At 57.7% G+C, this 23,775-nt stretch carries 16 protein-coding genes; 2 read left to right on the top strand and 14 right to left on the bottom strand.

Annotated features, from left to right (window positions below; translation table 11 throughout):
• Positions 1 to 2: 2 nt before the first annotated feature.
• On the top strand, positions 3 to 3,155 hold the full coding sequence (locus O3S85_RS12000; RefSeq protein WP_269540620.1) for an efflux RND transporter permease subunit: 3,153 nt from the start codon (positions 3 to 5) through the stop codon (positions 3,153 to 3,155).
• 53 nt (positions 3,156 to 3,208) lie between these two features.
• Here O3S85_RS12000 and O3S85_RS12005 read toward each other — a convergent pair whose 3' ends face one another.
• A complete protein-coding gene (locus tag O3S85_RS12005) occupies positions 3,209 to 4,117 on the bottom strand; it encodes a DMT family transporter (protein WP_269540621.1) in 909 nt (302 codons plus the stop codon).
• A 128-nt stretch (positions 4,118 to 4,245) separates the two neighbouring features.
• Between O3S85_RS12005 and O3S85_RS12010 the strand changes: the two genes are divergently transcribed.
• On the top strand, positions 4,246 to 5,007 hold the full coding sequence (locus O3S85_RS12010) for a sulfite exporter TauE/SafE family protein (protein ID WP_269540622.1): 762 nt from the start codon (positions 4,246 to 4,248) through the stop codon (positions 5,005 to 5,007).
• On the opposite strand, the gene O3S85_RS12015 is transcribed toward O3S85_RS12010, so the two are convergent.
• The 13 genes from O3S85_RS12015 to O3S85_RS12075 form a co-directional block, all read right to left on the bottom strand.
• Positions 4,909 to 6,639 (bottom strand): MbnP family protein, encoded by a 1,731-nt coding sequence (locus O3S85_RS12015; protein ID WP_269540623.1) that lies wholly within the window; start codon positions 6,637 to 6,639, stop codon positions 4,909 to 4,911. The genes O3S85_RS12010 and O3S85_RS12015 overlap by 99 nt on opposite strands.
• Positions 6,640 to 6,745: 106 nt before the next feature.
• Entirely contained in the window at positions 6,746 to 6,970 is a 225-nt protein-coding gene (locus O3S85_RS12020; protein WP_269540624.1) for a hypothetical protein, read from the bottom strand.
• A 133-nt stretch (positions 6,971 to 7,103) separates the two neighbouring features.
• Positions 7,104 to 8,570, bottom strand: coding sequence for an efflux transporter outer membrane subunit (locus tag O3S85_RS12025; protein ID WP_269540625.1), 1,467 nt, complete (start codon positions 8,568 to 8,570; stop codon positions 7,104 to 7,106).
• Positions 8,571 to 8,588: 18 nt separating this feature from the next.
• Positions 8,589 to 9,719, bottom strand: coding sequence for an HlyD family secretion protein (locus O3S85_RS12030; RefSeq protein ID WP_269540626.1), 1,131 nt, complete (start codon positions 9,717 to 9,719; stop codon positions 8,589 to 8,591).
• Between the two features lie 6 nt (positions 9,720 to 9,725).
• Positions 9,726 to 10,088, bottom strand: coding sequence for a DUF3302 domain-containing protein (locus O3S85_RS12035; protein WP_269540627.1), 363 nt, complete (start codon positions 10,086 to 10,088; stop codon positions 9,726 to 9,728).
• 162 nt (positions 10,089 to 10,250) lie between these two features.
• Complete coding sequence (locus O3S85_RS12040) at positions 10,251 to 13,400, bottom strand: efflux RND transporter permease subunit (protein ID WP_269540628.1); 3,150 nt, start codon at positions 13,398 to 13,400, stop codon at positions 10,251 to 10,253.
• A 21-nt stretch (positions 13,401 to 13,421) separates the two neighbouring features.
• A complete protein-coding gene (locus O3S85_RS12045; protein ID WP_269540629.1) occupies positions 13,422 to 14,564 on the bottom strand; it encodes an efflux RND transporter periplasmic adaptor subunit in 1,143 nt (380 codons plus the stop codon).
• A gap of 34 nt (positions 14,565 to 14,598) precedes the next feature.
• Positions 14,599 to 16,011 carry an efflux transporter outer membrane subunit gene (locus tag O3S85_RS12050; protein ID WP_269540630.1) on the bottom strand — a complete coding sequence of 471 codons (1,413 nt, stop codon included), beginning with the start codon at positions 16,009 to 16,011 and terminating at the stop codon, positions 14,599 to 14,601.
• Positions 16,012 to 16,105: 94 nt separating this feature from the next.
• Positions 16,106 to 16,714: a TetR/AcrR family transcriptional regulator gene (locus tag O3S85_RS12055; protein ID WP_269540631.1), complete on the bottom strand. Its 609-nt coding sequence runs from the start codon at positions 16,712 to 16,714 to the stop codon at positions 16,106 to 16,108.
• Positions 16,715 to 16,779: 65 nt separating this feature from the next.
• Positions 16,780 to 19,896 carry an efflux RND transporter permease subunit gene (locus O3S85_RS12060; RefSeq protein WP_269540632.1) on the bottom strand — a complete coding sequence of 1,039 codons (3,117 nt, stop codon included), beginning with the start codon at positions 19,894 to 19,896 and terminating at the stop codon, positions 16,780 to 16,782.
• A complete protein-coding gene (locus tag O3S85_RS12065) occupies positions 19,893 to 21,119 on the bottom strand; it encodes an efflux RND transporter periplasmic adaptor subunit (RefSeq protein ID WP_269540633.1) in 1,227 nt (408 codons plus the stop codon). Before O3S85_RS12065 ends, O3S85_RS12060 begins: the two co-directional genes overlap by 4 nt.
• Entirely contained in the window at positions 21,074 to 22,555 is a 1,482-nt protein-coding gene (locus O3S85_RS12070; protein WP_269540634.1) for an efflux transporter outer membrane subunit, read from the bottom strand. The genes O3S85_RS12065 and O3S85_RS12070 overlap by 46 nt, the downstream gene beginning before the upstream one ends.
• Positions 22,556 to 22,646: 91 nt before the next feature.
• Complete coding sequence (locus tag O3S85_RS12075; RefSeq protein ID WP_269540635.1) at positions 22,647 to 23,696, bottom strand: hypothetical protein; 1,050 nt, start codon at positions 23,694 to 23,696, stop codon at positions 22,647 to 22,649.
• Positions 23,697 to 23,775 lie beyond the last annotated feature (79 nt).

Consider the following 23,775-nt stretch of genomic DNA (forward strand, 5'->3'; position numbering starts at 1 on the left):
CCATGAGCAACGATCACTCCAGTTCCGCCAAAGGGCCCATTGCCTGGATGGCAGGTCACTCCGTCACCGCCAACTTAATCATGCTGGTCTTTTTGATCGGCGGTGCCCTCGTCATTTCCAACGTCAAACAGGAGGTCTTTCCCGAGTTCTCGCTCGACATGGTCAATGTCAGCGTCAGCTATCCGGGAGCGGCCCCCGAGGAAGTTGAGCAGAGCATCGTGCTGCCGGTGGAGGAAGCCGTGGAAGGCCTCGACGGCGTGAAAGAAGTCACCTCGACCGCCAACGAAGGCAGCGGCACGGTGACCATCGAACTCGCGGAAGGCGCAGACCTGCAGCAGCTCGCCAATGAGATTAAAAACGAGATCGACCGCATCACCACCTTTCCCGAAGAAGCGGAAGAGCCCAACGTCGCCATTGCCAGTCGTCAGCGCAGCGTCGTCACCCTCGCCCTTCATGGTGACCTCGATGAGTGGACCCTACGCAGCGTTGCCGAAACCGTTCGCGACTCCTTGCTCAGTAATCCCGGTATCACCCAAGTCGAGTTGGAAGGCGCGCGTGATTACGAGGTCACGATCACCGTGCCCCGCGAATCGCTTCGCCTCTATGGGCTGACCCTGAATGACATTGCCAGCATCGTCAGCGCCTCATCGCTCGACCTCGCCGGAGGTGGTGTTAAGACCGCAACGGGCGAAATTTTAGTCCGCGTAAAAGAACGGCGCGACTACGCGGCCGAGTTTAACAACATCCCCGTCATAACCACGAACGACGGTGTGCGTGTGCTGCTGGGAGACATCGCCACGATCACCGATGGCTTCGAGGAAACGAGCGACCTCTATGCACACTTTAACGGCGAACCCGTCGTGCTGCTGGAGGTTTTCCGCATTGGAAACCAAACACCAATCGGCGTATCCGATGCAGCCATGGAAGTAGTCGAGGAACTGCGGGCCACCCTCCCCCCAGGCCTGACGTTGGATATCATGTCGGATAACTCAGAAATATACCGCCAGCGCGCCGAGCTACTCGTCAAAAATTTACTCATGGGCCTGGTGCTCGTTTTGATCGTGTTGGGCATTTTCCTCGAAACCCGACTGGCTTTCTGGGTGACGCTGGGCATCCCGATTTCCTTCCTCGGCGCATTCATGTTTTTCCCGCCACTGGACACGACGATCAACATGATCACGATGTTCGCCTTCATCATCACGCTCGGCATCGTGGTGGACGACGCCATCGTCGTGGGCGAAAATATTTACAGCCACCACCAACGCGGCAAAAGCTTTTACGTCGCGGCAATCGACGGTACGCGCGAGGTCGCCATGCCCGTCGTTTTCAGCGTGCTTACCAACATTGTCGCGTTCATGCCGCTGTTTTTCATCCCTGGGTTTATGGGAAAAATCTTTGGCGTAATCCCGATTGTTGTGATCGGCGTTTTCAGCGTCTCTCTGATCGAGTCCCTCTTCATTCTGCCCGCCCACCTGTCGCACCAAAAGGACATTCACCCCAAAGGAATTCGCGGCGCTTTGCACAATTTCCAGCAACGCTTCAGCAATAAATTCATGGGCTTCGTTCACAATCGCTACGGTCCGGCGCTGCGCCGCGTCTTGCCCTGGCGTTATGTGGTCGTAGTGATTGGCCTGTCGTTCATGGCGCTGATTTTCTCGTGGGTCGACAGTGGCCGCCTCCACATGATCTTAATGCCGCGCGTTGACTCCGACTATGCCTTTGCCTCGGTCGAGCTCCCCTATGGCTCCCCGGTTGAAGAGACAGAGAAAATACGTCAGCAAGTTCTCTCCGCTGCTGAGCGAGTTGTGGCGAACAACGGCGGCGACAAACTTTCCAAGGGCATTTACACGCTGGTGGGAAGTGGCGGAAGTCATGCGGTTCAATTTCGGGTTTTCCTGACGGATGCCAATACGCGCCCACTCTCCACCGCTCAATTCACCCAACAGTGGCGGCAGGAAGTCGGTCAACTGTTTGGCGTCGACACCAGCAGCTTCGCCTCTGATCGTGGCGGCCCCGGCTCCGGGGATTCCATAACCGTGGAACTCAGCCACCGCGACATCGCTACCCTTGAGGCCGCGGCCGAAAGACTCGCCCATGAGCTGATGGAATATCCGCAAACCAAGGACGTGAACGACGGCTTTCAGCCAGGTAAAGAGCAGTTCAACTTCACCCTGCGCCCGGAGGCACAAAGCCTGGGGCTGACATCGCAAAACGTCGCGCAGCAAGTCCGTGGCGCGTTTTATGGAGCCGAGGCCAAGCGTCAATTACGCGGACGCCATGAAATAAAAATCATGGCCCGCCTGCCCAAAGATCAACGCACCTCGGAAGCCGACGTTGACTCCCTCATCATCATGACGCCAACCGGTGGCGAAATGCCACTGGCCGAAGCCGTGGACATTGATCGTGACCGCGCCTTTACCAGCATCTCGCGCCGCAATGGCAGACGCGTCCTCAACGTAACGGCGGACACCGATGACCCCGCTGACGCCGGCCCAATCATGACCGACCTGCGCACCAATGTGCTCCCGCTACTCGCCGCCGAATATCCGGGGCTCAGCTATGGCTTCGAGGGCCGCCAAGCGGATATGGAAGAGAGCGTCCACGCCATGATCCTCGGGCTACTGCTCGCGGTTTGCGGCGTCTATGCGCTTCTGGCGATCCCTTTCAATAGCTACTCGCAACCGGCAATCGTGATGGTCGCGATTCCGTTTGGCATCGTGGGCGCGGTCATTGGCCACATTATCATGGGCTACAATTTGAGCCTGATGAGCCTCTTCGGCATCGTCGCCTTGAGCGGTGTGGTGGTCAATGATTCGCTGGTCTTGATTGATCGCACCAACAGTTTACGCGCCGAAGGGTTGCCACCCGTTGAAGCCATTGTCCAAGCAGCCATTTCACGCTTCCGCGCCATCATACTGACGACGCTGACGACCTTTGGCGGACTCTTTCCGATGATCATGGAAACATCGCGTCAGGCGCGCTTCATGATCCCCATGGCGATCTCGCTCGGCTTCGGCATTCTCTTCACGACCTTCATCGTGTTACTGCTCGTACCATGCTTCTACCTGATCTTGGAAGACATCAAAGGCCGCAAGCTGAAGGCAACGAATACCATAACTCAGCCGCCGCTGACCAACGCAACCGAAACTCTGTAACGCAAAGTAGACGCACCGGGGTTTCATTCAATGCCCGATGGCAGCCTTACTCATCAGGTGCCTTTGCCCAATACCAGCACAATGATTCCAACCAGGATCGTCAGCAATGCGGGTAATTTTCGCAGCCCGTTCTTTTCCTTAAAGAGCCATAATCCACCGGCAAACGACACCAGCGCACTGCCGCGACGTAAGCACGACAACACACCGATCAGCACGCCCTCCATCTCCAGTGCGCGGAAGTAAGCGAAGTCCGCAACGAGCAATGCGATCCCTACGAAGGGGATCGACCAGCGCCAGTGAAACTCACCTCGCGGCCACCAGCGACGTTGCCAACCCCAGACAAACGGGAAAAAGAAAACGACCAAGTAAATAGCAAACCACGACTGCACCGTCGGCGTTCGATAGCCAAGCACGTTGAGCAAGTATTTATCATAGAGCGAGCTCGCTGCGCCTAATAGCGTCGCGGCAATGATGAACCAAACCCATCGGTCACGGTGAAAGCGAATACCCTCCTTTTTCCCTGCAACCGAGAGCAGGTAGAACCCTCCCAGCGTAATCAAAATACCTGTCCATTGCATCGCATTAAAGCGCTCGCTCAAGAGGAAGTAGGCTCCCAATAATGTCCATACCGGACTCGTCGCGCGGATCGGTGCCACCAGCGATATCGGCAAATGCTTGAGTGCAAAATAAGCAAAAATCCAGGATGTGCCCACCAGCGCCGACTTAGCAAAAAGCCGGAAATGCCCTGGTAGATCCAGCGCATCGACACGCAGCAACTCGGACGGTATCAAATCCGGATTCACTCGACTAAGGATCACCCAAGGCAACCAAATACACGCCGCACAAACCTGAGCCCAAAACAGAACCGGCAGTACAGCATTTTCCCGCACGGCATGCTTTTTGCCGAGATCATACAATCCGAGAACGAGCGCGGATAAAAGACCCAGCGTTATCCAATCCATCCCGCAACAGACTGGTAAAAGACGCGGTCTGCGCAATGCCGACTTTGAGAATTTGCTGCCTCGAAATCAGCACCCGTGAAAAATGGCGTGCGAAGCATCCCGGTATCCGTCATTAGAAAACTGAGGGAATGCTAAACATACTGCCCATTCTATTCATCGCGGTTTCCTGCCTTTATTCCATGGCAGGGTTTGGCGGCGGCTCCACTTACATTGCGCTCTTAGCAATCAGCGGGCTGCCCCTGGCAATCATCCCCATCATATCCCTAACGTGCAATCTCATCGTCACCTCACAGGGAAGCATTTTGCTGATCAAACGCGGGCACGCGCAGTGGTCCATTCTCCTCCCTCTCTTGATTGGCTCTATACCGGCCGCATTCTTGGGCGGCGCTTGGCGGCTCCCGCAAGAGGCATTCCTCGGCATACTAGCCGCAGCATTGACTATTGCCGGCTTGGCAATGCTTGCGCAAAACGTGCTCTACAAACGGAAAACCGAAAAAGTTCAACAGCCCAAACCAATCATCCTTGCTGGCGCGGGCGTGGCCCTTGGCTTACTTGCTGGCGTTACCGGAATTGGTGGCGGCATTTACCTGGCCCCTGTCATGCATTTATTAGGCTGGGCGCGGGCGCACACCATCGCCACCTGCACATCGCTGTTCATTGCGTTTAACAGCGTTGCCGGGCTCTTGGGCCAGTTGACCAAAGGCGGGCAATTACTCAGCGAAGCACCACTATGGATTCTGATTGGCTGCCCAATTGCCGTCATCATCGGCGGTCGTCTCGGCAGCTATTTACTAACGAACAAGCTGCCTCAAGCGCGCGTGCGACTCATCACGGCGATCGTCATACTGATGGTGTCGGTGCGGCTTTGGCTGAAACTGTGGGTCGCTTAACGTCTTTAAAAATGCCACCAGCGCAGCCTGGTCCTCCGTGCTCAGGTTCAGCCCACCACGCGGATGCTTAGCCAGATTTGGGTCCAGCGTTTCCGATGACTCAACCCCGCTACTGTAGTGTTCGATCACTTCCTCCAGAGTCGCGAAGCGCCCATCATGCATGTACGGCGCAGTTAGCGCCACGTTGCGCAACGAAGGCGTCACGAACTTGCCCACATCCGCCGACTTACCCGTCACCTTGCCGCGACCAGTGTCCCCCCGCAGCAATGCCAGGCCGTTGTTGTGAAATTGATTGTCGCTGAAAAGCGCCCCACCGTGGCAGTGAAAACAATCTGCTCCGAACTGTCGCGAGCGCGGCTCAAACTCGGTCATGAAAAGTTCGAAGCCACGCTTTTCAGTGGTGGTCAGTTCCGCTTCGCCACGCATCGCCTGATCAAATCGCGAGTCGAACGAGGTCAGGGTTAACAAGAAACTTTCCAAGGCCAACCCAAGGTTCCTCTCGCTGATTTCACCCTCACCGAATGCTTCCTTGAACGCTATACGATAATATTGATCAGCCTTCAGTTCAGCCAGAAGTGCATCCATATCGGACCCCATCTCAACCGGATCGATGATCGGATGCAGCACCTGCTCGCGAAGGCCGGTCACGCGGCCATCCCAGAAAAAATGCTCCTTCCATGCCAGGTTAAAGAGCGGCATTGAATGCCTTGCCGTTCGCTGACGATCAACCCCCATACTCATGACGCGGCGGTCTGCAAAGGCCTCCTCAGGCTGGTGACAGTTGACGCAAGATATACGGTTGCTACGCGAAAGGCGGTGATCAAAAAAAAGTCTGCGCCCCAACTCTACGCGCTCGACAATCAGCGGGTTGTCCGGAGGCAGTGCCGGCCGTGGAAACCGCCCACTCAAGCGGAACGGATATGGCTCAAAATGATCCGGCATGTCAATGGGCGTTACCGATGCCACCATCGCACCTGGGTTGTGTTTAACGATACGCGACACCGAAAAGGCGCTCAATATATTGGTGGCCAGCTTGGCAGCAACTAAGTCCCCTTCCCGCGAGTGCGTTGATACGCCGTCGGCGGCAAAGGCGATCGGCTCAGGCGCATGAAACCAAGACGCCAAATCGAGGCTCAAATGAATCTCGACCGCATCCTCCGCCTGAAAGGTCAACGGCAATGTAACGAGTCGGTAGTTCCAATCATTCGCCAAGTGATAGACAAAACCGGACAGGGATTCACCCTCACGATAGCGACCTTCAATCGCGGCAAAAATATAACCGCCCTGCCAGCCCCAATGCAGATTGTTCAGCGCAGGGTTGAGCGGATGGTCCGCCGGCCAAGCACTCGGGTCAGCATGATTACGCGCGCTCTCGACCCCCACCGCAAAGCGCAAGGCCCGATAACGACCATCAGGAATATTCTCTAGCCAAATGCTTTCCCGGCGGCTGGCCAAATCGACCCAAGCCACGCTGTCAGCGATTTCCACCCATTCACCACTTTCACTTTGCAATGCAAAGTTACTCAGCAAGTAGCTAAGCCGGGTAAGCGAAAAGGTTTCCCCTGCCCGCGTTTCGTAGCGAAGTGAATCCAGTTGCAACCGCTGCCCGTCGTAGTGATGAGCGATGGACACCTTAACGGGATTGGCTGCAATCGCGCAGGAACTAAGGCACAGCCATAGCAGCAAAGTCAGCGATCTGCAACTTGCCCGAGGTAGAGACATGCGACTCACCCTCCGCTTAATTAATCGTCCAGGCCGTTGCCGTGGTCGAGGTGCGATCAGTGATGTTCACGAGCGTGGCGGATTGAATCGGTGACGGCCGGATCGCTATCGCGTCGCGCGCGGCAATGGTTTCATACACGCGCGCATATTTGGTCGAGTTGTCCGTAATCCAGGTCGTTAGCTGGACATCGGCGTGGAGCGAGAGTGTGATGGCTGCGGAAAAGAATAGTGCGTATTTCATGTCGCAAATATTGGGGACGCTCCAAGGTAAACGAAGCGATTAAAGCGAAACCAGAGCAGGTGCTCCGATTCAGGATAACCCCATTATAAGCATGGTCCATTAACCGCAGATTAATGGCCGAAAAATTGTGCTTTTACTGCACGTTGACGGCGTCTTCGATGATGTCCGTTTCGGTCACCGAAAGCCAACCACCGCCCAAGGCTTTATAAAGCGCTACGATGCTGTTCATCGAGTCGGTTTGGCTCGAAACCAGTCGTGTTTGCTGCTCGTAAAGCGCACGTTGCATATCGAGCACGTTGTTAAAATCCGTCAGCCCGTTTTCATACTGCGTCGTCACAAGTTCGACGGCCATATCCGTGGCCGAGGTCGCATTATTGAGCAATGAAAACCGCGTCCGGTATTCGTTAATGCTGACCAGTGCGTTCTCGACCTCCTCCATCGCTTCGAGCACGGTGTTGCGGTAATTCAGAATCGCTTTTTCGGTCTCCTCTTTCTTGATCTCGATATTGTCGAGCGTGCGACCGGCAGTAAAGATGTTCCAGTGAATCGGCGCGGCCGCCGTCCAGACGACACTCGACGAATCAAACAAACTGCTGGCCGAACGCGACTCCAAGCCAATCGAACCTTTCAGCGCAAAGCGCGGGTAAAGCTCTGCCGTAGCAGCACCAATCATCGCAGTGGCAGCTGCGATCTCACGCTCGGCACGTCGAACATCCGGGCGCTGACGCAGGAGATCCGCCGGCACGCCGACGGAGAGATTCATGGCGGGCTGCGGCATGACTCCAGTGTCGCCAATCATCGTTTGCAGCTCGTCGATGTCCTTGCCGCAAAGAACCGTCAGCCGGTTGTAGGCCTGATTCATCCGAATGCGAAACATTGGGATTGCGGCCTGAGTCGCATAGAGGTTCGACTTCGCCTGCTCGATATCCAGCGCGGATGTCAGGCCGTCGCGAAAGCGTTCTTCAGTTAAGTCCAGAGACTTAGTTTGCGCGTCGATATTTTGCGTGGCCTTGGCGATATGCGCCTGGCTGGAACGTATCTCGATATACGCCAGCGCGACCTCTGCATAGAGTGACACCAGCACATCACGGTAGCTCTCGACTGATGCCTCGTAGCGCGCGCTTTCGGCCTCCACCTCACGGCGAATGCGGCCAAAAACGTCAATTTCCCATGCCGCGTCCAGGCCGAAAACCATCATTCCCTGCGACTTAAATCCACCCGGCGGAGCTACCTGGCTCAGGGCACCGTTATCACTCAGCTTAGTCGAGGAAGCCCGCGCCCGCGCACCGACCTCGGGCAAATTCTGAGCACCGGTGAACGCCAACCTAGCCCGTGCCTCGCGCACGCTAACGAGCGCAGCCTCAGCCGTCAGGTTGGACTCGCGCGCCTGCTCGATTAGCTCGTTGAGCACCGGGTCATTGAAAATTTCCCACCAGGCCTGAATCGGTGCCGAGGGTTCATCCGGGGCCTCCTGCATGATGGCGTTATGCCAGGCGTCAGGGGTCTCGATCTGCGGCTCCTTGTAATCCTCACCCACGGTGCAGCCACCTAAAAAGGCAACTGCCGCCAAGGCCCCCAGCCAGCGTCCCGATTTTTTCAACTCGAAACACATAGCCGCTTAGAAGGGGTTGAACAGGTAGTTCAGGTAGCTCTCGGAACGGATTTCGATTTGTCGCAAAACGACCAATAAATCGATCGCCTTCTTCGAGTGAACGGCGATTAGCGCTGCCGAGCCAAAGCGAATGGGATAGTCCGGATCTTCGTTCGTAATCTTAAGCCGCATGGCGTAACCCAGACTCGGGTGGTTCATACCCTCGTGCGGGATCATGCCGCTGGGCGTACCTTGAGCGCCATAGGAAGCCCAACCGATGCTGATCACCTCGGCTTCAAATACCTTCCCTGGATACATGGCAAAAGCCACCTCGGCCTTGTCTCCCACGCGCACATGCTGCATGCCGCGCTGATCAAACTCACCCACGATCCAGTATTCCTGATCGTTGACGAACGGCATCACCGGCTGCTTCATACGGATGAAAGATCCCGGATAAAGCTGCATGTTCGGCACATAGCCGTCGGACGGCGCGCGGATGATGACCTGGTCTAAATTATATTGCGCAAGTGCCAGCTCGGCCTCGATCTCGGCCACCTTTGCGTGTTGCCCGTCCATCATCGCATCGTAGGCAATGTTGGCCGAGCGCAAGGTCGCGATGTTGACCTCCAGTTGCGCCTCGGCGTTTTTCAATGTCTGCTGCTGCTGCTGAATGCGTATGGTGGCGACGGCGTTCTTCTTATTCGCAGCGGTGAGCTCTTCGAGCTTTTCCTTTTCGAGTTCGACTTGGGCCTTGGCCTGCTCAACGCGTGCTTTAGCTTCATCGATCTGAGCCAGTTGAGTCGCAACCTGGGCCTTGGCGAGCACCAACTCGGCCTGGTGTTTCTTCACGCGGTCTTCCCATGGCTTCGGATCCATCTTAAAGAGCGGGTCGCCCTCTTTCACGGGTTCGTTGGCGTGGATGTAAACTTCCTCAACGCGGCCACCATACTCCGGAGCCATCTGCACCACGTAATTTTGCACGAAGGCAAATTTACTGTAGGGCGTAAATTGCCCCAGCAGCAGCACCTCGGTCAGCGCCGCTGCGGCATACAAGCCAAACACAATGAATTGCGTAAAGAGATTCCACGGCAGCAGCTTGTAATCAAAAAACAGCAGCCGGATGAAAAAGAAATAGGCGATCGTGACTAGCAGCTCCATGGGTCCCTACTTCTGCTCCTTGGTTGGTTTCTTCGGCTCAGACTTTTCAGCCTTGGGTGCCTCGTGGTGGTGCTTGCGATGCTTTTCTAAAAACTCCGGTAGCGGCTTGGCTGGCTTGGGTTCCTTAACCGGCTCCTCGCGATACATCTTGCCAATGATCGCATTCGAATAGGCCCAAACAAGAGCCAACATCCACAGTGGAAAGATCAACAGACCGAGCAGCGACGTCACCTCGATCGCCTTCGCTTGCGGGTGCCCGCGGTCTTCCGCCACCTTGCCAGGATAGCAGTGAATCTTCACCACTCCCAGCACAATGATGATCACAGAGAAGAAAATCAGCCCCAGTGAAATGTAGTCCAGCTTTGTCATTTTATTACAGCAGAATTTCGAGTGATAGGCATCCGGCCCTCCGTGGGCAACCTCTAAGAAGCATTTTTCATGACATCTACCTAAACTGTAAAAAACAGCACCCGGGCCTATTCAGGCCCGGGTGCACATCAATAATCACCTGAAAAGTGAAAAAGTCGCGGCTTAGCCGCCCGCTCCTCTGCGGCCAGCGGTCAGCTTGCGTATCATCACGTAAAAGGCGGGCGTTAAAAAGATACCGACCAGAGTAACGAACAGCATACCGCCAAAGACCGGTGTGCCCAGAGCCTGACGCATTTCCCAGCCGGCACCCGAGGCGATCATCAGCGGCACCACGCCCAGAATGAACGCAAACGAGGTCATCAGGATCGGCCGCAAGCGCAGGCGCGAAGCCTCGCTGGCCGCCGTATGCGTATCGACTCCGGCGTCCTCTTGCTGCTTGGCGAACTCCACGATTAGAATCGCGTTTTTCGCCGCCAGGCCGATCAACACCACGAAGCCGATTTGGTTCAGGATATTGTTATCCATGCCGCGCAGCCAGATCAGCCAGATCGCACCAAACAAGCAGAGCGGCACGATGATAATCACCGCCAGCGGCAGCGACCAGTTCTCATACTGCGCCACGAGCACGAAGAACACGAACAGCACCGCCAAGGGGAAAATATACAGGCTGGAGTTGCCCACCTTCTCCTGTTGATAAGCCAGATCGGTCCACTCAAAGCTCATGCCCGGCGGCAATATTTCATCGGCCAGTCGCGCCATCGTTTCGAGCGATTGCCCCGTGCTGTAACCAGGCGAGGTATTGCCCTGTAACTCCGCGGACGGGAACAGGTTGTAACGCACCACGCGGTCCGGACCAGCAATGGATTGGACATCCACCAGTGAGCCCAACGGCACCATCTGCCCGGCAGCATTACGCGTTTTCAGCCGGGAAATATCCTCGGCCTCGTCGCGGAATTCTGACTCCGCTTGCGCCGTGAGTCGATAGGTGCGACCAAAGAGGTTGACGTCGTTAATATACAGCGAGCCGAGGAACACCTGTAGCGTCTGGAAGATGTTGCTCAACGGCACGTCGAGCATCTTTGCCTTTTCGCGGTCGACCTCCACATACAGTTGCGGCACGTTCGCGCGAAACGGCGTGAAGACCTGGTTAAGCCCGGGCTCCTGATTGGCCGCCATCATCAGCTGCATCGTCGCGTCTTGCAGTGCCGTATAGCCCAGACCCGCGCGATCCTGCACCTGCATTTTCCAGCCGCCACCGTTACCGATGCCGCGCACCGAGGGCGGCGGAATCACAATCACGAAGGCGTCGCGAATATCGGCCAGGCTCGCTTGTAAACGCCCCAAAATAGCCTCACCGCTCAGCTCTGGGTCCTTGCGTTCGTCAAATGGATCGAAGGGCGTAAAGATCGCTGCGGAGTTGGTCGAGTTGGCAAAGGTCGCGCCGTTAAAGCCAGCAAAGGCGACCACATTGGCAATGCCGTCGATCTCCAGAGCGCGGCCCGCCACCTCTTGCACCAGTTCATCCGTACGCTCCAGTGAAGCGCCATCGGGCAGTTGCAAAACGACGATGCCGTAGCCCTGGTCCGTCGGCGGCACGAAGCCACCCGGCACGAGTTTGAAGCCCCAGCCCGTTAGCACCAGCAGCCCGACAAAGATCAACGAGGCAATAAAGCCCATCCGCACGAAGCGCTGAATGATGTTGGAATACCCGTTGGTGAAGCGACCGAAGGCCCAGTTGAACGCTTTGAAAAACCAGCCAAAGCAGAAGTCGATAATGCGCTGAATAAAGTCCGGCTTCGCGCCATGAGGCCGCAGTAGGAACACGCCCAGTGCGGGGCTCAGCGTCAGCGAAACGAATCCGGAAATGCCCACAGAGATCGCGATCGTCAACGCGAACTGGCGATAGAACTGGCCGGTCAAGCCGGGCAGAAACGCCGTCGGTATAAAGATCGCCGCCATCACCAGCGTCGCCGAAATCAGCGGCCCGGTAATCTCTGTCATCGCCTTGCGTGCGGCATCGCGGTTCGACAAACCCTGGTCGAGGTTTCGCTCAATGTTCTCCACCACGACAATGGCGTCGTCCACCACGATACCAATGGCGAGCACCATGCCGAACAGCGTCAGGTTGTTGATGGAAAAGTCCAACGCCGCCATCGCCGCGAACGTGCCGATCAACGAAACCGGGATCGCCGTGAGTGGAATCAGGGATGCACGCCACGATTGCAGGAACACGATGATCACGATCACCACGAGCACGATGGCTTCGAGGATCGTGTGGAAAACGGCGTCAATCGACTCGCTGATGAACACCGTCGGGTCGTAGATAATGTCGTAGGCTAAGCCGGGCGGAAACGATTTTTCCAGCTCCTTCATTTCTTCGCGGATACGCTGCGAAGTCGCCAACGCGTTGGAGCCCGGGCGTTGGTTAATGGGCATCGCGACGGCGGGCGTCGTGCCCATGTAATTGTTCACGTTGTAGTCAACGGCACCCAGTTCGATGCGGGCAACGTCTTGCAGAAACACCACGGCCCCCTCGGCGTCGTCGCGCTTGACGACCACGTCTTCAAACTGTTCCACCGTGCTTAGGCGGCCGAGCGTGCTGACGCTCAGTTGGTAGGCGCTGTCGCTCTGCCGCGGCTCCTGGCCAATGATGCCCGCGGCCACCTGCACGTTTTGCTCGCGCAGCGCGTCCACGATGTCGCCAGTGGTGATCTCCAGGTTCGCCATGCGCTCCGGGTCGAGCCACACACGCATGCTATATTCGCGCGAACCAAAGGTGCGCACCGCGCCAACGCCATCAATGCGGCGCAGCGACTCACGCACTTGGCGGATCGCGTAGTTACTCACGTATTCGCGGTCCAACGAGTTGTCCGGCGAATACATTTGCACAACGAGCAGCAAGTCCGGCACGCTCTTTTCCACGGTGATGCCGATCTGCCGCGTCTGCTCGGGCAATCTCGGCTCCGCCACGGCCACGCGGTTCTGCACGAGCACCTGCGCCGTATCGAGATCGGTCCCGAGCTCGAAGGTGATCGTTATCTGCACTGAGCCGTCCGCCGTACTCGACGAGGCCATGTAGATCATGTTTTCGACGCCGTTAATCTCCTGCTCCAGCGGAGCGGCAACGGTATCGGCCAAAGTTTCCGGCGTTGCGCCCGGAAGGCTGGCGCGCACCACTACCGTGGGCGGCGATACCTCGGGGAACTGCGCCGTGGGCAGGCTAAAATACGACAGCCCGCCGATGATCATAATCACCAGCGAAAGCACCACGGCAAAGCGCGGCCGGTCGATAAAGAAGTGGGAAATATTCATGACTCCGGGTGTTGGGAGATATTATTGACCGGCGTTTTCGCGCGGCGTCACCGGCATGCCCGGCTGGAGAAACTGGATGCCGGAAACCGCCACCCGCTCATTGGCTTCAAGGCCAGAGCGGATCGTGCGCAGCTTGCCGTGCAACGGGCCGACTTCTACCGTTCGGCGTTGCACGATGTTATCTGGGCCAACGACCCAAACATATTTCAACTCCTGGTCAGTCAGCACTGCCAAGTCCGGTATCAGGATACGCTCGGCTTCCTTGGAAGCCGGTGTGCGCACACGGGCGAACATGCCCGGCGTCAGCAAGCCATCAGGATTTTCCAGCAGACCGCGCACCCGCATCGTCGCGGTGCCGGGCGTCAGTTGATTGTCCTTAAAGTTGATCACGCCTTTGTGGTTAAAATCATTCTCGTCCGAGAGCTGGATCTCCACCGGCATGTGGCCGTTGTCCGCGCGACCGGGCAACTCACCCGACTGAATCCGGCGGATTCCTTGCAGGTAGGTGCGCTCGTCCACATCGAAGTAAACGTAAATCGGGTCCTGTGGCACGACGGTTGTCAACAAGGTCGCCTGGCCTTCGCCGCCACGAACAAGATTACCCTCGGTGACTCCGTAAAGACCGGCAATGCCGGTGATCGGTGCCTTGATGCGTGTGAACTCCAGGTCGAGCTCGGCCGCTTCCAGCTCCGCCTGCGCCGCCATCACATCGGCCTCGGCTTGCAGCGCCTCGCTGTTGCGGATATCCAGCTGCTCGCGGGAAATCGCATTGGAGCGGATAAGGTCCTCCGCGCGCTTTTTATTGGCGTCGCTCAAGGTCTTGGCCGCCTCGGCCTGCGCCAGACGTGCCTTGGCGAGATTGACCTCCGCCTGAAAAGGACGCGGGTCGATCTCAAAGAGCAAGTCGCCCTTCTCCACCAGTTGGCCTTCCTCGAAATGGACCGAGTCCAGATAGCCACTCACGCGGGCGAGGATGTCCACATCCTCCACCGCTTGCAGACGGCCGGTAAATGTGGCCCATTCGATCAGAGACTGCACCTCTGGCGATGCGACGTTAATATCCAACGGCGGACGCTCTTGGGCGGCGGGTGCCTCTTCCTGGCAGCCCGCTAAAATGATAGTCGCCGCGAGCGCAGCGAAGGCAAAAATAGGTTTGGTAGTCATGATACTCGCAGGTGTAGAATGTTCAAAAATTAAATTACCAACTGCCGCCAATCGCCCGCACCAGGCGCACGGCATTCACGTATTCCAGGCCCGTGGCAATCGCCAGGCGCCGTTCACTGTCGAGCGCGGTTCGCTCGGAATCCAGGGCGGTCGTGTAGTCGATCAGGCCGCCGTCGTATTGCTCACTGGAAATTCGTTGGGCGCGTAAAGCCGCTTCGCTGGAGGCAATCTCGGCCTCGCGCTGGATGCGCAGCCATTGCCAGGAGTCGAGTGCGTTCTCCACCTCGGCAAAGGCGTCGAGCACGGTCTGCTCATACTCCGCGACGGACTGCGTGTAGGCCAGCTCGCTCTCGTCCAAGTTGGCCCGCAGGCGACCGCCCTCAAAGAGCGGCACCGAAACCTGTGGCGATATCGCCCAGAAGCCCGCGCTCGATTTGAACCACTGCGCCGCATCCAGCGCCGATAAACCAATGTCACCCGCGATGCTGACGCGCGGATAAAAATTCGCCGTCGCCACGCCAATGCGGGCGTTTGCCGCGGCCAGTGCCCGTTCGCTCTGGCGGATGTCTGGTCGGCGCAAAAGCAACTCCGACGGGATACCGGCTGGCACCATTGGCGGATAGCCTTCCAGCGGCGCGACTGCCAGCGAAAACTCCGGTGCCGGTTGGCCGGTCAACACGGACAGCGCATTGACCAGCACTGCCTGCTGACGCTTCAGCTGAGCCAAATCCGAACGCGTGCTAGCCAATAGCGACTCGGCCTGCGCGACATCCAGCTCGCTCACTGCACCGCCTTCGAAGCGCTTAACGACGACATCCAGCGACTGCTGACGTGTGCCGATGCTCCCCTCGACGTTGGCAATCTGCGATTCGATGGCGCGTATCTGGTAGTAAGTGATCGCGACTTCGGTCTGGATAAACAGTCGCAGATCGGCCAGAGCCTCGCGCTCGGCATCGGCATCGGCCGCCGCGGCTTCCACCAGGCGACGCACCCGGCCAAAGAGGTCAATTTCCATCGCGGCCGCCGCACCCAGATTGTAAACATTCTGCGTAGTGTCGTTGTAATTAGTAAAAGTTTCCTTGCTCAGCTTTTCGCGGGTGTAGCTGGCCTCGGCACCGACCTGTGGTAAGCCCTCGGCTTCCTCCCGGCGGATCAGCGTTTCCGCCCGTTGCCAGCGATTGAACGCAGCGCGCAGTGAGCGGTTTTCCACATTGGCCTGCTCGATGAGCGCGCTCAGTTCGGCGTCGTTAAACACGTCCCACCATTGGCCAGACTCCGGCATCTGCACGACGTCGCCATCCTGGTCCAGCAAGCCGGAATAGCTCGTGGGTGCCGCATACTCCGGTGCCTTGTAATCCGGCCCCACCGTGCACCCCGCAAGCACCACGCCCGCAACGGCGACAGCCCCTCTCAGTCTTGAAATTTGGTTCAGCAGCATTTCAAACATTTGTTTTAATAGATGACTAGATAGTAAAGAATCTTGGTATTTCAAGTCGAAGGGTAAACTTTTTTGCTTTAATCGCGAATAGGGCTAAGCCCCGTTACGCGACAGGCTGTTTGACTCCAAGAATGCGGAGGTAGCTGGACTTGAGGTCCTTCATGATTTCCGGGTCATTCGCAATGCGGGCCCGGGCAAACATGCCTTCGTAGCAGCTATAAATGCTAGAGGCGACTCCTTCGACATCATCTGTATCGATGAGTCCTTCGCTGGCGGCGTCTCGCACCGCGGCGATAAAATAGCGCTCGTGCCGGGACATGAAATCCAGGACTTTGTCCCGTAGTTCTTCGTCCACATTGCACATTTCCTGGCCAACGGTAAACAGGCAGCAGGCCAGTATTTTTCCATCTTCCCGCTGGAGTTCCTTCGTGCGCTGATACTTAAAATCCGCGTGATCAATAAGGCGCTGCACCCCGCTCTTACTGGGCGAAAAGATAGAATCCAGCTTATCGCGGATGTTCTCCTCCCAGTAGTTTTCGAGGGCCTCCATCGTCAGCTCACTCTTGGACTTGTAGAAGTAGTAAAAGCTACCCTTCTTCACGCCCGCCTTCTGGCAAATCTGGTCGATCGTCACCATGCCATAGGAACGCTCCCACATCAGGTCGATAATGGCGTCGATCAGTTTTTGCTTGGCGTTGCTGGTGCGTCCCATGGTCAGAACAATACTTGACCATTTAGTAAAGTAAAGTGGAAAATGACGATTCTGTGAATTTCAAGTTACTCCCCGCTGGTCAACCCCAGGAACTCCTTGGCATCCTCCAGCGCCATGTAAAGACAGGGCACTAGTAGCAGAATAATCGCCGTGGCGAAGACAATGCCCGCTCCGAGGGAGATCGCCATCGGTATCAGATACTGCGCCTGCAACGAGCGCTCCATGATGATCGGGATCAAGCCGCCGGCGGTGGTAAACGTCGTCAGCGCGATAGGCCGAAAACGCCGAAGCCCCGCTTGGCGGACCGCTTCAAAGGCGCTCATTTCGCTGCGTTTGCGGTTGGCGAAGTCGACCATGATCAGCGAGTCATTAACCACCACCCCGGCCAGCGCGATGATGCCCATCAGGCTGATCAGCGACAAATCGTAGCCCAGAATCATGTGACCGATCACCGCTCCGATTGCGCCAAACGGAATCGCGATCAGCACGATCAGCGGCTGCATGTAACTGCCGAAGGCGACCGCCAATAGCGCGTAAATGACAAACAGCGCCAGCCCCAGGCCGCCGTAAAGCACCTGCTTCGACTCCGCCATCTCGGCTTGGCTGCCTTCAAAGGTCCACGTAAGTCCGGGGAAATCCGCGCGCAGTTGCGGAAGCGTTTCTTTCTGAAAAGCATCCACCACCTGCCCCATCGCGCGCTTCGGCTCCACATTCATCGAAACCTCCACCACGCGACGACCATCACGGCGATTGATCGACGTAAACGCCTCGCCATAAGAGACGTCGACCACATCCAGCAGCGGCACCTCCGTCCCGTCCGGGGCCTGGATGACGAGGTCTTCCAGGTTGTGCAAATCTTTCCGCTCTTCCAGGGGCAGCTTCACGCGCACTTCGATCTCGTTGGTGCCCCGCAGTTGGCGCTTGGCCAAGGCTCCGTAAAACGCATCGCGCACCTGCTGGCCGACATCCGATGAGGTTAGGCCCAACGCCCGCCCCTCCGGCCGCAGCTTGAAATCGATCTGCTTCTTGCCCTTGTTGTAATTATCATTCACATCGACGGTGTTGTTAAAAGCGCGGGCGCGCTCCACGAATTCCTTGCTGGCGCGCGCCAGGGTCTCGATGTCGTTATGCGAAAGGTCGATGCTGATGTCTTTGCGCCAGCCGCCGGGTCCGCTCTCGGCCTCGAAGGTTATCTGGTCAACGCCCGGGATGTCACCGATCTCGTCGCGCCAAAGTTGGATCACCTCGGCCGCCGTCATGTCGTGCTCATCCGGGGGCCGCATGACAATTTCCACGTCGATAAAGTTGCCCCGCCGGACGTTGGTTTTGATGCCCTCGGCCACACGGTCCAGATTGTGCTCATCAAACATACGGCGCGTCGCAGCGGTGACGTCTTCCGCCATTCGTGCGGACTGGTCTGGCGTAATGCCCACGGGCAAACGGATGCCCGCCTCGATCTCGTCTGCCGGGACCTCGGGCATGTTAATCATCCCCATGTGCGAGCTCGTCGCGTAATTGCCCACCACAAAGAACAGCGCGACAGCGAGTGCGATCGTGATGTAGCGATTGCGTAAGCTAAGGTCCAGCAAGCGCCGGTAGTGCGTGTTGATCAGCCAGGAAAAGCCGTTCGAGAATTTTTGCTGAACACGGTGTAGCTTCGCGCCGACTTTGTTACCGTGCCCGCCCTCTTTCACGTGACCAAGGTGCGCCGGTAGAATGTAAAGCGCCTCGAACAACGACACGGTCAGCACGACGATCACCACCGCGGGTAAAGGCCACCAAAACTTCCCCGTCGTTCCCGGGATGAACAGCAGCGGAATAAACGCGACGATGTTCGTAATGATACTAAAGACGACCGGCCCGGAAATTTCCTTCGCGCCACGAATGGCCGCCGTCATGAAGTCCATGCCTTGCTGGCGGTATTCGTAAATATTCTCCCCCACGACAATGGCGTCATCCACGACGATACCGAGCACCACGATGAAGGCGAACATCGACACCATGTTGATGCTCACATCGATCAGCGGTAAGAACATGATGCCACCGATGAAGGATATACTCATGCCCATCATCACCCAGAAGGCCAGGCGCAGCTCCAGGAATATGGCGAGAATCCCGAGCACGATCACCGCCGCCATCAAGCCGTTTTCCACGAGCAGGGAAAGGCGCTGGCTGTACTCTTCTGCCGCGTTGCTGTCGATGCGCCACAGCACACCATCGGGCAATGTCTGCTCGAAGTCGGCCATGATCTCCTCCACCGCCTCAGCGATTTCCAGCGGTGACTGATTGCCGATGCGGAAGATATTCAGCTCCATCGACGGCGTCTGGTTAAACTGCGAGTGAAAGCTTCCCTCCTCGAAGCCATCGTAAATCGTCGCGATGTCGGCCAGGCGCACGCTGGCCCCCGTCGGCGACGCCAGGATTTCGATATCGCCAAACTCCTCCGCCCACTGCTTGCGCTCGTTCACGCGTAAAAGAATTTCGCCGGTCCGTGTCTCCACCGAGCCTGCCGCCACGTCGTCACTACTGCGCTCAATGATGTCAGCCACGTCGCCCAGGGTGAGCTTGTACTCGCGCAGTTTGGCGCGCGAAATTTCCACGTGCGTCACATAGTCCGCCGCGCGTCCCAACTCAATCTGCGTGATGCGCGGATCGCTGATAAACCGGTCGCGCAGTTGCTCGCCAAGCTTGCGCAGCATCCAGGTATCGACGTTGCCATAGAGCACTACTTCGAGCACTTCGCGCTGTTGGCTTTGCAGTGAAACTTCCGGCTCCTCAATGTCGTCGGGAAATGTTCGGATGCGGCTCACCGCCTGATCAACATCCTGAAACGCGCGCATGCGATCGGTGCCGCTGACCAGTTCAATCGTAACGGTGCCCGAGCCCTCCCGCGCCACCGAGGTAATTTCCTTGATGCCGTCGACACCGCGCACCGTTTCCTCGACTGGCATGAGGATGCCTTGCTCGACCTCCGCCGGCGCGGCTCCCGGATATTGCACTCTCACTTGGACAACGTCCAACTGTGACTCGGGCAACACCTCCTTCTGCATGAAATAAGCCGTGCCCAGCCCACCAAAGAGCAAGATGACCATCAGCAAATTTGCCGCGATTGGATTCCGCGCCATCCAGCCGATGGTGCCGCCCCGCGGGTCCGGGTCCGTCGTTGCTCCGCCGCCGCTCATTGCGCTGTCGCGCCTCCCGCGTTGTTTTGGGTTCGCAGCGGTGCGCCGTCAACGACTGAGCTCAAACTCGTCGTGACGACCTTGGCATCACCCGGGAGACCTTCGCTGATGTAGACGTAGTCCGCGTCGCGAAACTCCACGACCACGGGCAGGATATTCAACGTGCCATCCTGCATCACCCACACGGTGTCATCCTCCCGCAAGTAGGCGCGATCCAGGCGCACGACGTTCTCGATCTCGCGCCCTTCGATGGTCACCTCGAGCAGCGAACCGATGATTAGCGGCGGCTTGCCCGCGTTTGCTTCGGTCAATGCGAGGGGGTCTTCTACGCCCACGTTGATCCGGGCCAGGCGCGTGCCTTCGTCGAGCGCGCCAATCAATTTATCCACGCGGCCTTCGCGATAGACACCAGTCGGCCACGAGGTGCGATTGCGAATTTTTGCCAGCGATCCCTCTCCTTCACTTTGCGATGCAAAGTCAATGTAGGGAAGCTTCGTCAGCGGTGCCGTCGCCGTCACCCAATAGCGGCTGGTGCTCACGAGCCGGCCCAAGTCGTCTCCCGGTGAAACTTGCGAGCCCACCGCTACATTGCGTGAGAGCACCTGTGCGTCAAATGGCGCGCGTAGCGTGGTACGCTCCAACTCCAGTTTCGCTTGATCGAGCATGGCCTGCGCGGCTTCCACATCCGCCTTGGCAGCGTTGAGCTGCGGCTTGCGCAGCACAAGGTTTTCGTTGCCGGTCACGATGTCTTTATCGAGCAGTTCGTAGTCGAGCTTGGCCACATTTTGACGGCCCATCTCGATGGCTAAATCCGCCTCGGCCTGGTGCAACGCACTCTCCCGCTGCGCGACTTGTATTTCATAATCAGCCGGGTCAATTTTCACGAGCATCTCGCCTTTGCGGACTTGGGCACCGGAGGTAAAATTCGACGAGCGCTCAATGATCTCACCGCTCACGCGGGGGCTGAGCATGACGTCATCCCGCGCGCGAACCAGCCCCATGACCACGATTTGCGGGCGGAAGTTGCCCTGCTCCACTTCAAGCACTTCCACCAGCATGGCGGTCTTCTTGCTGGCACCCTCGCGCTGCGCGCTCGGCTCGGTGCTTTTGATTAGCACGGTCAGGCCCACCGCCACCAGGGCGATGATGACGCACACGAAAACCGTTAACTTCCAGTTTAGCGGTTTCTTTGGGGATTGCCCGGTCTCTCCCTCTTTAGCCATGCTTCATACTCCTCTTCTTCGGTTTCTTTGACCAACGCGGCAACAAGCTCGCGGTCCGTTTCAATGCTTCCCGCTAAAGCGCGATACAGCGCAATGCGGAACTCGATTAAAGTGCGCTGCCCCTCCAGCAACTGACGCTGTAGCCGCTGTTCTTCGATCAGCGCAGTCAGCACATCCAGGAACTCGGTGACGCCGTTAAAATACTCAATCTGCAAACGCTGGTAGGACAGGCGAGCCAGGCGCAACTGCTCACGAATGCTGGCGAGGCGCTCCACTTGCTTTTGCTCGCGCACGAGGGCGTCTTCCACTTCCTGCAAAGCATCGAGCACCACCTGCCCGTATTCCATGACGCGTCGCTTCTCCAGTGCCTCGTTGCGATCCACCTCCGCCGCGCGGCGCCCCGCATCGAAAACCGGTGCCACGATCTGCCCGGCGATGGACCGAATCCACGAGCCAAACAAGTCAGACGGATTCTCGCCAACGGTTAGCAGCGACGCGCTCAGTGAGATGCGCGGATACTGATTGGTGATTGCCGCAGCCAGATCGGCGTTGGCCGCCTTCACCAAAAAGTAGGCCGACTGCACATCCGGACGGCGTTGAATTAGCTCCGCCGGCACTCCCGTGGACGGCATCGGCGGCAGCTCGGGCAAGGCCTCATCCAGTGACGGTTTACCCGACTCCGGCGGCAAGCCCTCCAGCACGGCTAGTGCGTTTTCAAAGATCCCAATGCGCGCCTCTTCCACAATGACCTGCTCCCGCGTTGCCTCGATCAATTGCTGCTGCCGCAAGATGTCTGCGCTGCGAATCAACCCACTGCTAAAGCGCGCCTTCAGCGAATCATAAACCTTCTCGTTCACGCCGATTTGCTCCAATAACAAGTCACGCTGGTTCTGCGCTTCGACGAGCTGGTAGTAGGTCGCGGCAACCGTCGCCGTGAGGGTGAGCGCGGCCGTTTGGTAATCAAAATACGTCGCCTGCGCACGGTAGCGCTCGGCATCGACCAGTGAGCGAATCCGCCCCCACAGATCGAGCTCGTAAGAGGCCGTCAGCCCGGCCCCGAGCTGCTGGGAGCTCAAATCGCCACCGGTGTATTCGCCCTCGAAAACGGCATCGATGCTCGGGTAGAGCGAGGAGGCCTCACGCGTAATGACCGCCTCGGCTTCCTGCAAGCGCAGCCACACGGCCTCCAGCGTCAGGTTGAACGACAGCGAGCGCTCGATGCGTTCATTGAGCTCCGGGTCGTTGAACGCGGTCCACCATTGGTCAGGGGCAGCCCCGACACCGGTTTGGCTAAACGCGGCTGGCATTTGCACGGGCGGCTCCACCTCCTTCTCCGAGACGCAACCTGCCAACAATCCGCCAATAAAAAACAATCCCCATCGGATAAAATGGACTAACGGCTTGGCGTCGTAATGTATGTTCTCCCGTGTTGGCATGCAGCTTCCCCTAGGCGACTAGGGACGCTGCCAACCATAGACAAAGTCAACTAAAAATCAAGTGACGCCGGGCAACTTTTTTAGCCCATTACTAGTATTGTTTAACCCCAGTGAATGGATCGCGGCTAACCACGTCCCAGATGGTCTGCTGCACCGCGCGCACCAGTTCTTGATACTGCGGCGCGTCCAGGCCGTAGGCTGCCGCGCTCATGCCCACCGGGTTCTGTCCGCTGATTACGGTAAATATAGTCGAGCCGGAAATGAAGATACCCAGCGTCTCCACTTTGTGCGGAATCGGGTTTAGGTGCACGGCGTCTGCATAGAGAATATTTACGCCATCGGCGAAGCTGGTGTCCTGATCCAGACCGGGCAGCATGCTAGGCTTTTCCTTGGCTAGCACGTCCAGCCCAGGCAAGTCGCCCGCCTTGATTTTGGCATCGATCGCCAGGAGCACATCGCCCGCGGGGATGATGCGCACGGGTTGCTTCAGGTCCGGATGCGCTTCGTTTAAATACCCCAGCAACTGCTCGAAGAAGTCGCGCGAGGCAGCATGGTTTTTCGCGGTCCACTGCGTGTCCTCTATCGTCGCCGTGTATCGCGCCTGCCACTCGCCCGGGTAGTCGAGGTTGATGGGCTGCTTCGTCGCCTTGTCCTTGGAGCGTCGCGGCCAGGTGGCGTAGATATAAAACGTGTCGCTGGCCTGATGCGCCAAGGCCATGTCGATAAATGCATTGGCCCCGGCATAGGTGCTGTTCATCGAGCTGAGAAAGGGCTGCATCACCACGGCATCCCAGTGGTGCTGCGTCAGCGCCGTATCGTGGCGGCCAAAGCGCTCACCCACGTTCGCGTCATACGGGTTTGGGTCCGGCTCAAACGTGCTGCCACTGGCGACATTCGTTTCCCAGGATAGCCACTTCTGGTCGGGCTCGTCTTTGTAATGCAAATGCCGGAAGAGGCTCTTGCCACCAGAAAGCTGGGAGCCAAATTGCAGGTCGATATCGCGCTCGGCAAACAGCGCATGCACGCGGTCCAGCGTAGTGCTCGCCGTCAGGCTATTGCCGATAAAGTAAACGCTTAGTTTCTCCTCGGCATGCGCCAGAAGCGGGGCCGAGGCCAGGAGGATCAGGGAGGTCAATTTCATGGGATATGGGATGCTCTTCAGCTTGTCGCCCCCTTACCAATTGAAAAGCCCCGTCCGTTGAACCGAATGGGGAAAAGCA

It is taken from the genome of Cerasicoccus sp. TK19100, from assembly GCF_027257155.1.
GTDB lineage: Bacteria > Verrucomicrobiota > Verrucomicrobiia > Opitutales > Cerasicoccaceae > Cerasicoccus > Cerasicoccus fimbriatus.